Source organism: Thalassospira sp. (assembly GCF_048059015.1).
In the GTDB taxonomy this organism is placed as follows: Bacteria; Pseudomonadota; Alphaproteobacteria; order Rhodospirillales; family Thalassospiraceae; genus Thalassospira.
In genome coordinates, this window is record NZ_JBLLNT010000012.1 from 212,450 (window position 1) to 225,267 (window position 12,818).

Annotated in this window: 10 protein-coding genes; all 10 read right to left on the minus strand. The window is 55.0% G+C overall.

Going from position 1 to position 12,818, the window contains the following annotated elements; translation table 11 throughout:
* Window positions 1–320: 320 nt before the first annotated feature.
* On the minus strand, window positions 321–1,973 hold the full coding sequence (gene ftsZ / locus ACMZ66_RS16535; RefSeq protein ID WP_416938773.1) for a cell division protein FtsZ: 1,653 nt from the start codon (window positions 1,971–1,973) through the stop codon (window positions 321–323).
* Window positions 1,974–2,204: 231 nt separating this feature from the next.
* Window positions 2,205–3,455, minus strand: coding sequence for a cell division protein FtsA (gene ftsA / locus ACMZ66_RS16540; RefSeq protein WP_416938775.1), 1,251 nt, complete (start codon window positions 3,453–3,455; stop codon window positions 2,205–2,207).
* Window positions 3,456–3,681: 226 nt separating this feature from the next.
* Window positions 3,682–4,545, minus strand: coding sequence for a cell division protein FtsQ/DivIB (locus ACMZ66_RS16545; RefSeq protein ID WP_416938777.1), 864 nt, complete (start codon window positions 4,543–4,545; stop codon window positions 3,682–3,684).
* Window positions 4,533–5,447 (minus strand): D-alanine--D-alanine ligase, encoded by a 915-nt coding sequence (locus ACMZ66_RS16550; RefSeq protein WP_416938779.1) that lies wholly within the window; start codon window positions 5,445–5,447, stop codon window positions 4,533–4,535. Before ACMZ66_RS16550 ends, ACMZ66_RS16545 begins: the two co-directional genes overlap by 13 nt.
* Window positions 5,444–6,388: a UDP-N-acetylmuramate dehydrogenase gene (murB, locus tag ACMZ66_RS16555; RefSeq protein WP_416938780.1), complete on the minus strand. Its 945-nt coding sequence runs from the start codon at window positions 6,386–6,388 to the stop codon at window positions 5,444–5,446. The genes ACMZ66_RS16550 and murB overlap by 4 nt, the downstream gene beginning before the upstream one ends.
* Before the next feature lie 7 nt (window positions 6,389–6,395).
* Window positions 6,396–7,805, minus strand: a complete 1,410-nt coding sequence (gene murC, locus ACMZ66_RS16560) for a UDP-N-acetylmuramate--L-alanine ligase (RefSeq protein ID WP_416938782.1) — start codon at window positions 7,803–7,805, stop codon at window positions 6,396–6,398.
* Window positions 7,802–9,001: an undecaprenyldiphospho-muramoylpentapeptide beta-N-acetylglucosaminyltransferase gene (gene murG / locus ACMZ66_RS16565; RefSeq protein WP_416938784.1), complete on the minus strand. Its 1,200-nt coding sequence runs from the start codon at window positions 8,999–9,001 to the stop codon at window positions 7,802–7,804. Before murG ends, murC begins: the two co-directional genes overlap by 4 nt.
* Window positions 9,002–9,155: 154 nt before the next feature.
* Window positions 9,156–10,295 (minus strand): putative lipid II flippase FtsW, encoded by a 1,140-nt coding sequence (gene ftsW / locus ACMZ66_RS16570; protein WP_416938786.1) that lies wholly within the window; start codon window positions 10,293–10,295, stop codon window positions 9,156–9,158.
* On the minus strand, window positions 10,292–11,698 hold the full coding sequence (murD, locus tag ACMZ66_RS16575; RefSeq protein ID WP_416938788.1) for a UDP-N-acetylmuramoyl-L-alanine--D-glutamate ligase: 1,407 nt from the start codon (window positions 11,696–11,698) through the stop codon (window positions 10,292–10,294). Before murD ends, ftsW begins: the two co-directional genes overlap by 4 nt.
* A gap of 12 nt (window positions 11,699–11,710) precedes the next feature.
* Entirely contained in the window at window positions 11,711–12,799 is a 1,089-nt protein-coding gene (gene mraY, locus ACMZ66_RS16580) for a phospho-N-acetylmuramoyl-pentapeptide-transferase (protein ID WP_416938790.1), read from the minus strand.
* Window positions 12,800–12,818: the final 19 nt, after the last annotated feature.

The window sequence follows — 12,818 nt, forward strand, 5'->3', positions numbered from 1 at the left end:
GAACCCCCAAATCAGGTCAGTCAGTTTGTAATCTCTCAATGTCAAAGCCGTTACAGAGTTGGAAACCCGTGCTTTGTTAGTTTCAAACATTACTGGCCTACGTACTATCACTCAAATCACTCTTTGTTACGCTTTGTAAATCAAGTAACATATTGAAATTAATTAATTTAATTCGAAAATGTGGTCTGTGAGTTCTTGTTTGTAACCAAAGCCCGGTATTGAGGTGGTCACGAACCATGACGCGGTGCGTCATTTCTGTTTGGCCGCTCATAAAAAAAGGGAAGGCATGAAGCCTTCCCTTTCTTGCGCGGAGATCGTCGTCAGTTTGCCTGACGACGAAGGAAGGCCGGGATTTCAAGAAGGTCATCAGACGCAGACTGCGTCTTGCCCCGGGAAGCGGGCTCCTTCTTGACGTCTTCGCCAAGTGGCATTTCAGTCTGACGCGGTGCCGGTGCCTGCGGTTGGGACACTTTCGGCTCTACGTGCTGATGCGGTTCCTTGACAGTCTTGTTCTTGCCAAACAGGCTGCTGAGAACCGAGCGCGGCGAGGTTGCATTCTGGGCATCTGCTGCTTCGAATACATCCGGGCTGTGCTGGGCGCGTTCAGCTTCGCTTGGTGTCACAGCGCGCGGCGGAATGAAGGCCATATCGCCATTGCTGTTGGTTTTTTCGGTCGGCTTGTTGGCACGCAGAACCGGTTTCGGTTTCAGAACCGTCTGGCCCATTTCAATGGAACCGGTTTCCTGTGCTTCGGCCTGATGGCTCAGTTCCGGCTGCTGTGCGCTGCCGGTTGCAGCAAAACGTTCTGCCGGAATGTGATCGATCGATGCGCCACCTGCATAATCGCCTGCACCATGTGCCGGTGCGCTTTCTGCTGCGACGGATGCCGCTGCATTGCCTGCACCATGCTGTGCGAAGGATGGTACAGACGGTTTTTCTTCCGGCTGGATCGCTTTTGGCTGTGCAACGGAAACGGTGGTCGGCTGCGGACGGCGCATTTCTTCGGCGTCGATACCGGTCGCAACCACAGAAACGCGAAGTGCGCCTTCGATGGTCGGATCAAAGGTCGAACCGAAGATGATGTTGGCTTCGGAAGCAACTTCTTCACGAATACGGTTGGCAGCTTCATCAACTTCGTAAAGCGCCATATCCATGCCGCCGGTGATGTTGATGAGGACCGCACGGGCACCTTTCATCGACGCATCTTCCAGAAGCGGATTAGCAATGGCTGCTTCGGCAGCTTCAAGAGCACGTTTTTCGCCCGATGCTTCGCCGGTACCCATCATTGCTTTGCCCATCTCGCTCATTACAGTGCGGATATCAGCAAAGTCGAGGTTAACCAGACCCGGAACCATCATAAGGTCGGTAATCGAACGCACACCGTTGCGCAGAACATCGTCAGCCATCTGGAAGGCATCTGCAAAGGTGGTTTTTTCGTTCGCGACCCGGAACAGGTTCTGGTTCGGGATAATGATCAGGGTGTCAACATACTGCTGAAGCTGTTCGATACCCTGTTCGGCGGTGCGCATGCGGCGCGTGCCTTCGAAATGGAACGGCTTGGTAACGACACCAACGGTCAGAATGCCGGCTTCTTTTGCGGCACGTGCAATGACCGGGGCGGCGCCGGTACCCGTACCACCGCCCATACCGGCGGTGATGAATACCATGTGGCTGCCTTCAAGCTGGGCCTGAATGTCTTCGATGGATTCTTCTGCGGCGGCACTGCCTGCATCAGGACGTGCGCCTGCACCCAGCCCCTGGGTAATTTTGCGGCCAAGCTGCATCTTGCGCGTGGCTTTGCTTTGGGTCAGGGCCTGAGAATCGGTGTTGGCAACAACGAAGTCGCACCCTTCAAGTTCGGATGCGATCATGTTGTTAACGGCGTTTCCGCCTGCGCCGCCGACACCGATAACGGTGATCTTCGGCTTTAGGTTTTCTTCCGTTTCAGGAACGGAAAAATTAATCGTGCTCATTGTTTGCTCTTCCTCTCCGCGCTTTAGAGCTTAAAGATCACACAAGCCTTCCCTTTGCTTATGCGTGCCAGAAATGCTTCGGGCACAAAGACCTCCGAGTCCGTTTTAGCGGGCAAAGAGTTATTGCCTTGTTAATGCGCGTAAAAGATTTCGGAAAAATGCACAAAAAAATGTGCTTCTTTTTCGTAATCGCAGATTTCTGCGGATTGCAGAGGTCGGGTTCAGAAAAAACTAGAAGTTTTCCTTAAACCACGCCCCCAGACGCCCCCAGCGGCCACCCGATTGGCGGATTTGCGCCATGGCTTCGCTTAACGGATCGTTCTGCTGTTCAACAGCACGCAAAAGAAGGCCAGCACAGGCGGAAAAGGCCGGTCCGGCTGTCGCTTCGGCAAGGCCGGTAACCCCATGGGGCTGGGCAATGGTGGCCGGGCGTTCAAACATCTGATTGGCCAGATCGGCAATGGCATTAAGCTGGCTGGCACCACCGGTCAGGACAATGCTGCGGCCACCAATCTGCGACAATCCATGTTCTTCGAGTTGATCACGAATCAGCTCAAACGTTTCTTCCAGACGCGGTTTGATGATGTTGATCAGCATCGAGCGCGGGACATGGTTGAAGTTGTTCTCGTCCTCGTCGCCAATAATCGGAACCGCAAGGATTTCCTGATCATCGGATGGTGACGTCAACGCGCTGCCATGCAGGGTTTTCATACGTTCCGCATGATTAAGCGACGTGTTCAGACCATAGGCAATGTCGCGCGTAACATGCGCACCACCCACCGGGATTGATGCGGTATAGATCACCTGACCACCGTTAAAGACAGCAACACTGGTGGTGCCTGCACCCATATCAATCACGGTCGCACCCAGATCACGCTGATCCGGGGTCAGGGCCGACAGGCCCGACGCCAACGGGGTCACAACGGTTTCTTCAATCGCAAGATGGCAACGACCCAGTAGGGTGTCTAGGTTGCGAAGCGGTGCGGTTTGGGTGCGCACGAAATGTAGATCAAGACCAAGGGTCGATCCGTACATTCCGCGCGGGTCATTCATGGAATTCGCACCATCAAGGCGGAAGCCAAGCGGGACGGTATGGATCAGCTCATCACCAGCCTGACGCAGAAGGGCTTCTTTCTGATCATTAAGCTTTCTGATCTCAAGATTGCCAATCGGGCGCGATCCAAGCGGGAGCTCAACCGTATGGGTTTCAAATTCCGGACGACCGCCGGACAAATTGACAATGACGGACTCAATGGTCTGTCCCGCCATTTTTTCAGCCGCATTCACCGCCGCCAGGACAACTTCCTGTGCGGCATCAAGATTTGCGATCGATCCGCTTTGCAGGCCTTTGGACATGTTATGCCCGATGCCGATGATTTTCGGCGGCTGGTCCTTTTCGCGTCGCGCAATAAAACAGCAGACCTTGGACGTTCCAATGTCCAAAGCCGCAATCAATCCTGATCTGGTTTTGCTGCGTGCCAATTGAGTGCTCTGAATTATATGCAGTTATTGAAGTCTGACTTTTACATGCCAAACCTTATGCTGCTTTTCCACCAAAAGCGGTTGCAATTTGGTTAAGGCAGACCGGCGTTTTGGGCATCCTGCAAAGGATAGCGCAAAAGATCGAAGTAACTCCGCCGATTCAGATGCGGACGTACCGGCAAAACTGGTTGTGTCGATTGTGGTTGGCGGGGTGCTCGCGGTCAGTTTAGACCGCCCCCTCCTTCTTTGGGGGATTGCGCCTTAGTTCTGCGGCACCCGGTGTCAGGCGCACAAAGGTACGATCGGCAAGACGCAGATCAACAATCAAAACATCGCGGTTTAACAGATCGTGCTCGCGGTTAAGTGTCTCAAGACGCTGCCAGGCCTTTGCCATATCCTGTTCGGGCAGGCGGATGAACATGCCATTGGCAAGCTGGATGTTCCAGCGACGATGACCGATACGCTGCGCGCCGGTTACCTGTTCATAAAGTTCCGGAATGGTCTGAAGGGTTGCCAGCATTTCGGCGGCATTTTCCGGTGCGTCATCACCAACGAGAACCGGCAGATCAAGGTAATCGCCAAGCTCATAGTTCTGAAGCTGCTCGCCATCGCCATCAATCAGGACATGGCCGCGATCTTCGGTCTGCCAAAGTGCCAGTGGTTTACGTTCTACCACTGATACAATCAGGGTATCGGGCATCTGGCGTTCGACCGTGGCACTGCGCACCCATGAAAGTTCTTCGATCCGTTCGCGCGCCGCATCCACGTCAAAGGTAATGATCGGCGTACCCGGTTTTTGGCCGATGGCCGCCAGAAGGGCATTGGTATCGGTTTTTTCGCGGCCAGATACTTCGATATTTTTGACCGTCATGCCAAACTCGGCAGACAGGCGAATGCTTTCTTCTTCGGCAATCGCCAACCATTTATCGGCCTTGCCGGTATAAAGAAGGGCTGCGGGGATGATGGTGATCGCACCAACAAAGCCCGTCCACCACATGACACGCGCGATCTTTTTGACGTTTGTCGCGACGCTATGCTTTTTATCAAGCTTCTCACGCCGCTCGCGGGCCTGTTCTTCTAGCGTTCGCACGATGCGTCCTCCACCATCCATGCAACGATGTCGGCAAAGCTCATCCCGTCATGGCGGGCAGCATCGGGAACAAGTGATGTCGGCGTCATGCCGGGTTGCGTATTGATCTCAAGGATCGCCAAACGGTCCTGTTCCGGATCATAGCGGAAATCGGCCCGTGCAACCCCGCGGCAACCAAGCGCGCGATAGGCTTCTTCGGCATGGCGCTGCAGGCGGTCGCGCAAGTCACCATGGATGTCGGCCGGGATGATGTGCTCTGACCCGCCTTGGGCGTATTTGGACTCGAAATCATAAAAGGCATGGTTGCCGGTCAGGATTTCGATGACTTCCATCGCTTTGCCATCCTTGACCGCAACGGTCATTTCTCGCCCGGCAACGAATTCTTCCTGCATCACGCCATCGCCATGTTTCCATTCACGCGCCAGCATGTTCTGTTCTTCTTCGGGTGTGAGGATAATCTCAACACCAACTGATGAGCCCTCGTTGTTGGGTTTCAGAACATAGGGCGGCGGCAGGGCCGTGCCATTGGCAATGTCATCGCGGCTAACCCAAACGTGACGCGCACAGGGAATGTCATATTCCATGAACATCGCCTTTGCCGACATCTTGTCCATGGCGATGGCCGATGCGCGCACACCCGAATGGGTGTAGGGAATGTTCAGGATTTCTAGTAGGCCCTGAACTGCTCCGTCTTCACCCCAACGGCCGTGCAGTGCGTTGAAAATGACATCCGGCTTGGGATCAATGGCGGTCAATTGATGGGCAAGGTCACGGGTCGCATCGATTTCGGTAACCTGATAGCCCTTTTCACGAAGCGCCTTGGCACATTCGCGCCCTGATGACAGTGATACTTCGCGCTCTGCTGACCAACCGCCCAGAATGACAGCGACATGTTTGCTCATGCGTCTTTTCCTATGATCGAGTGGCCAAGGCGTTCACCAATGCGCCGGATTTCCCAGCGCAGCTCAACGCCGCTATGTTCTTTAACCCGTCTGCGGACTTCATCGCCCAACTGTTCAAGATCAAGGGCGGTGGCATCACCGGTATTGATCATGAAGTTGCAATGCTGTTCAGACATCTGCGCGCCGCCGATGGTTAATCCGCGGCAGCCTGCCGCATCAATCACTTCCCATGCGCGTTCAGGCACCGGATTGGCAAAGGTGGAGCCACCCGTGCGCGATTTGATCGGTTGCGATCCGGCGCGGGCTTTTTGGATTTCGTCCATGCGCTTGGCGATGTCTTCGGGGTCGCCAGACGATGCACGCAAGACGGCGGATGTGAAAATCCAGTCTTCTGGTACACCGCAATGGCGGTATGTCATGTCCATCTCATCGGGCGTGACTGTATGGATGTTACCGTTTCCATCGATTGCGGTGGCTGAAACCAGAACATCCTTGATTTCCGACCCGTAGGCCCCGGCATTCATGCGAAGGGCACCGCCAATGGTGCCAGGAATGCCTGACAGGAACTCAAGCCCGGCAATACCATTCATCTGGGCTGTTTGCGCCACATTCAGATCCAACGCACCGGCACCGGCATGGACGGCGCCATCCTTAACCACGACATCGGTAAACGGACGGCCCAGACGGATAACAACGCCGCGAATGCCGCCATCACGCACCAAAAGGTTGGAGCCAACGCCGATCACGGTGACGGGCATATCGGCTGGTTTGCCTTTCAGGAAGTCGGCAAGATCGGCTTCGTCAGCCGGACGGAACATGACATCGGCCGGACCGCCCACCTGAAACCAGGTAACCTTGGCAAGCTGTGCGCCTTCACGCAGCTTGCCGCGCACCTGGGGCAGGCGATCAATCAGTGGCGTATGGTGTCCCGGCGTGCTCATGCGTGTCTCAGTTTTTCAGGGCTTCAAGTTGTGCAGGAAGGGCGTTGGCCCAAGCGCTGATGGACCCGGCACCAAGGCAGACGACAAGGTCACCTTCCTTGGCTTTCTCAGCAATGACCTCAGCCAGTTTTTCCGGGCCTTCAAGCGCACTGACATGGCGGTGACCACGGTTGCGCATGCCATCGACCAGTGCATCGCGCGATGCGCCTTCAATCGGGCTTTCACCGGCTTCGTAAACGTCGGCGACAATGACGCTATCGGCATCATTGAAGCAGGTGCAGAAATCTTCAAACAGGTCATGCAGGCGCGAATAGCGGTGCGGCTGAACCACAGCAATGACGTTGTTCTTGGTCGCCTGACGGGCGGCTTTAAGGACCGCTTTGATCTCGACCGGGTGGTGACCGTAATCGTCAATGATCGTCACGCCATCAACTTCACCGGTTTTGGTGAAGCGGCGTTTAACGCCGGTAAATCCATCAAAGGCCGAGACGATCTTTTCATCAGGAATGCCAAGCTCAAGTGCCACCGTGATGGCCGCAAGCGAGTTTGAAACGTTGTGATCACCCACCATCGGCAGGCGGACATCCTTGATTACGCGTTCCTGGCTATCCACACGGTCGCGAATGACAACGTCAAAGACACTGTCGCCAATGTTGGTACGGACATTAACTGCGCGCACGTCAGCCTGCGGCGAGAAGCCAAATGTGAAGATACGTCGATCGGTTACACGGCCAATCAGGGCCTGAACTTCCGGGTGGTCAATGCACAGAACGGCAAAGCCATAGAACGGAATGTTCTGAACGAAGTTCTTGAACGCTTCGCGCAGTTGATCGAAATCTTTCCAGTGATCAAGATGTTCCGGGTCGATATTGGTCACAACTGAAATGGTCGAAGGAACCTTTACAAAGGTGCCGTCCGACTCATCGGCCTCAACCACCATCCAGTCACCTTCGCCCAAACGCGCATTGGTGCCATAAGAATTGATGATGCCGCCATTGATCACGGTCGGATCAAGACCGGCTGCGTCCAGCATGGTTGCGACAAGCGATGTGGTGGTGGTTTTGCCATGTGTGCCGCCAATTGCGATGGCAGCCTTAAGGCGCATCAGCTCGGCCAGCATTTCGGCGCGACGGACAACCGGGATCATTTCTGCGCGCGCAGCAACCACTTCGGGGTTGTCAGACTTAACCGCGGTGGAAATCACGACCACTTTGGCGTCTTCGACATTGGCACCCTGATGACCGACAAAAACCTTGATGCCAAGACCGCGCAGGCGCTGAACATTGGCATTGTCGGAAATGTCCGACCCTTGCACCGAATAACCAAGGTTATGAAGAATTTCGGCAATACCGGACATACCGATGCCACCAATACCGACAAAGTGGATGGTGCCGATGTTGAGCGGCAGGGTGTTCATTGCGTGTCTCCTCGGTCTTTGCTCATATTTTCGTTGTTCGGGCTTCCAGCCGGGTTCAGTCCCAGCATATCAAGCACCATATCGGCCAGCCGTTCAGCAGCATTGGCGCGCCCGCTGCTTTTGGCGGCCTTTGCCGCACGCGTCAAGGCCGCGGGATTGGTCAAAAGCTTTGCCAGGCGCTCGGTGACGACCTCGCTTGTGAAACGATCCTGTGGCAACAGCCACGCGCCGCCGGTGTCTTCAATCTGCTGGGCATTAAAACGTTGATGATCATCAATGGCATGGGGCAGGGGAACCAGAAAACCCGGACGTCCTGCCGCGGTCAATTCGGCCACTGTTGACGCACCCGAACGGGCAATCACCAAATGGCAATCGCGCAGGCGTTCGGGGATATCGTTGATGAAGGATGCCAATGTTACATCGATCTTTGATCCGTCATAGGTCGCGCGCACTGCATCGATATCCTCTTCGCGGGCCTGTTGGGTCACGACAAGACGCTTGCGCAAATCTTCGGGCAGATTGACCAACGCATTGGGCAGAACTTCGGACAGGACGCGTGCGCCTTGTGATCCACCCGTGATCAGAACGCGGATCGGACCATCATTGGTCGGCGCATCATATTCGGAACTGGCAATGGCTGCGACTTCGGCGCGCACCGGGTTGCCGGTCCAGATCACCTTGGCCTCATCAGTTGGCGCAATCATGGTGACCTTGGCAAAGGATGTCGCGATGCGTTCGGCGTGCGATGCGACCAAACGATTGGCACGTCCCAAAACTGCATTCTGTTCGTGAATGGCAAATGGAATGTCCAGCCACTTTGCCGACATGGTCGCCGGGATCGATGCATATCCGCCAAAGCCGATCACGGCAGCCGGTTTGGCCTTTTTGATCAGGGAACGTGCCTTAAGGGTGCCAAGTCCAAGACGGGCAGCGCCCAGAATGCGACCCTTGATGCCCTTACCGGCAATGCCGCCCGCCGGAAGGATGATGGTGTCAACACCGTCGACGCCTTCGGTATAGCGTGCAGCACGGGCATCGGTGAAAAACAGCACCTTTGCACCACGACGGACAAGGGATTTGGACAAGGCAACAGCGGGGAACATATGCCCACCGGTTCCGCCCGACGTCACGGCAATCACTTGGCCCGCAAGCGGTGCCTCGTCGGCGGAAATATCAAGTTTGGTGAAGTCAGTCATCTTGTCCACATATGAAACGACGGCGGGCCGGGATGGCTCCCGGACAGTTACCCCCATCAGAACCCGACAAAGGTTAATATCCCTTCAAACCGCGGAGGGATTACGGCCCGATTTTGTCGTTTTCATGCAGATTTATCAGAAGAGGCTGAAACTTCTATTCGCCGGGGCGTTTACGCGTCAGGGCAAGAACAAAACCCATTCCAATCGCAATGCCGATGGTTGCCGAACCGCCATAGGATACGAACGGCAAGGTCATGCCTTTTGGCGGGACAAGCTGCAGGGTGGAGGCCATGTTAATCACCGCCTGCAGGCCGAACTGCACCAGAATGCCGGTGACAGCCAGAACGACAAACAGGTTGCGTTCCCCCATCAGGCGCGAAAGCCCGCGCATGATGATGAAGGTAAAGACACCCACCACCAGCACACAGAACAGAAGCCCGAATTCTTCGCCCGCAACGGCAAAGATAAAGTCGGAATGCGCATCGGGGATGGAGTTCTTGACCCAGCCTTCACCGGGGCCGCGCCCCATGATGCCGCCACTCATGAAGGCTTCCATCGATCGTTCGATCTGATAGTTGTCACCCGATGCCGGATCAAGGAAGCGGTCCACACGTGACTGCACGTGCGGTAGGATCAAATAGGCACTAACGGCAAGGCCAACCGCGCCAAGTCCAAGGCAGAACACCAGAATGATCGGAAGGCCAGCGAGGAAAATCTGCACCGACCAGATCGATGTCACAACCACGGTCTGACCAAAGTCCGGCTGGATCATCAAAAGGAAGATACACACCGCCAGCATCAGGCTTGAAACGATATAGCCCGGGAAGTTCGGGTTCAGTCGCCCTTCGGCAAACATCCAGGCAACCACGACCGCAAAAGCGGGTTTGAGGAACTCGGATGGCTGAATGGTTACACCGGCAACATGGATCCAGCGTACCGCACCCTTGATCTCGGACCCGACAAACGGGGTGATAATCAAAAGGCAAATCACGCCCAAAAACATAAAGGATGCAATGCGCCGCACCCATTTCACCGGCAAAAGAGAAATGGCAAACATGCAGCCGACTGCCAGTCCAAGGAACACAAACTGGCGGGTGACGAAGTGGAAGCTATCGACATTGATGCGGTCAGCCACCGGCGGGCTTGCAGACATCACAAGCAATGCGCCAATGCCCATCAAAAGAATGATGGCGGCAAGTAACCAGCGATCCACGGTCCACCACCAGATCCCCAGAACCGAGGTATCCGCACGCGAGAAGGCGATATTGGTGTTATTGCCAAACAATGACTTCATGCGCGCACCTTCCCGGTTTCCCCGGCAGCAGCCAGTTGGGTAAAGAGATCACGGAACGCGTCACCGCGTGCTTCGAAACTTTTGAACTGATCAAACGATGCGCAAGCGGGCGTTAACATCACCACGGGTGCGTCATCGCCACTCGCTTTGGCATCTTCAAAGGCCGCCTTGGTCGCAACATCAAGGGTTTCGCATTTCGCCCATGGCAAATCATCACCAAGTGTTTGCGCAAACGCGTTGGTCGCAGCACCAATCAGATAGGCTTTCTTGATGTGGGGATAAAACTCTTCCAGCCCCTCAATCCCGCCTTCCTTGGCTTTGCCGCCGACAATCCAGTAGATGTTTTGATAGGCCGAAAGGGCCTTTGCCGATGCTTCGGCATTGGTGGCCTTGCTGTCATTCACAAACACAACGCCATCAAGCGTGCCCAACCGTTCCTGACGGTGCGCCAGGCCGGGGAAGGACATCACCCCGTCAATGATCTTGGTTGCATCAACGCCACGCGCACGGCACAGGCCATAGGCAAAGGCAATATTTTGCCAGTTATGGCGACCGGGCATGTGGGTGACGGTATTGAGATCAAGGATACGGGTCTGTGCGCCGCTCATATCGTCAATCAGCCAACCATTGGCATCAACATAGATGCCATGATCAACCGGCTTTTTAACAGAAACCTCGATGATGTGACGGCCGCCTTCACGGGCGAGCTCAATCGCCATCTTTGCGCAGGGTTCGTCATCAACGGAGATGATCGCCCATTTCGGACCTTTGTTGCGCGCGAAAATCTGGCGTTTGGCCCCGATATAGCCATCCATCCCGCCATGGCGATCCAGATGATCTGGCGTAATGTTCAAAAGCGCACAAGCATCGAATTCGGCATGTTCAAGCAAATCAAGCTGGTAGGATGACAGTTCCAGCACCAGACAATCATCAGCCGTTGATGGCTCCAACCCAAGGGCGGCATTGCCAAGATTGCCGCCGGCCTGCGTTTTAATCCCGGCCTCGGCAATGATATGCGCGGTCAGGGCCGTGGTGGTTGATTTACCGTTTGTGCCCGTGATGGTCAGTGTCGGCACATCTGGCTGCGCGGTACAAAGAAGCTCGACATCGCAAATGATTGGCTTTCCGGCACGGCGTGCCTTTTCGGCAGCCGGATGCGGGGTCGGGAAGGTGGACGGGATACCCGGGCTGATCACCAGCATATCGGGTTCCGTCCAGTCACATTCCGCCAGATTGATTGGTGCCAGACCAAGCGGTTCGATGAGGTCGCGGCCTGCGGCGTTATCATCCCACGCCCAAACGATGGCGCCCGCATTGATCAATGCCTTCACACTGGCAAGTCCGGATTTCCCCAGACCCAAGACCGCAATGGTTTTGCCGCGCAGATGCGAAAGATCAATCACGATGGGGCGTCCTTACCGAAGTTTCAAAGTTGCAAGGCCAACCAGTGCCAGGATCACGGCGATGATCCAGAAACGGATCACGATGGTCGGTTCCTGCCAGCCTTTTTTCTCAAAATGATGATGAAGCGGGGCCATGCGGAACACGCGTTTGCCGGTCAGCTTGAACGAGCCGACCTGAATGATGACTGACAGGGTCTCAAGAACAAACAGACCACCGATAATTGCCAGAACCAGTTCGTGTTTGGTGACCACTGAAACCGCACCAAGCGCGCCACCAAGGGCGAGTGATCCGGTATCACCCATAAATACCATCGCAGGCGGGGCGTTGTACCAAAGGAAACCAAGACCAGCACCAACCAGTGCGCCAAGGAAAATGGTCAATTCGCCCGACCCGGCGACATAATGGACTTGCAGATATTCAGCGAACTGAACGTTACCGATCAGATAGGTGATCAGGGCAAAGCTTGCTGCTGCAATCATGACCGGCACGATGGCCAAGCCATCAAGGCCGTCCGTCAGGTTGACCGAGTTCGATGCACCGACCATGACAAACATGGCAAACGGGACAAAGAACCAGCCAAGATCAAGCAGGAAGTTCTTAAAGAACGGGAAGGCAAGGGCGGTCGAAAGTGGATCGGCGGTGTTATACGAAATCCACCATGCAGCAAGGGCTGCGATGGAAAACTGACCCAAAAGCTTGAGCTTACCCGGAAGTCCCTTGGTGTTCTTTTTCGAGACCTTAAGATAATCATCAAGGAAGCCAAGGAAACCATAACCGATGGTAACCAGAAGAACCGCCCAGACATAGGGGTTGGAAAGATCCGCCCACAGAAGGGTCGCGATTGATGTCGACAGCAACAACAAAAGCCCGCCCATGGTCGGCGTGCCTTTTTTCGTCAGAAGGTGGCTTTCCGGACCATCTTCACGGATTGGCTGGCCTTCGCTTTGTTTGGAACGTAACCAGTTGATCAGGGACGGGCCCAGAACAAAAGCCAGGATCAGCGATGTAATGATCGCACCACCCGTCCGGAAGGTAATATACCGAAACAGGTTGAGTACCGGCATCTGATCAGCAAATTGATAAAGCAGATTATAGAGCATTGCTCTGGTCGTTCCTTTT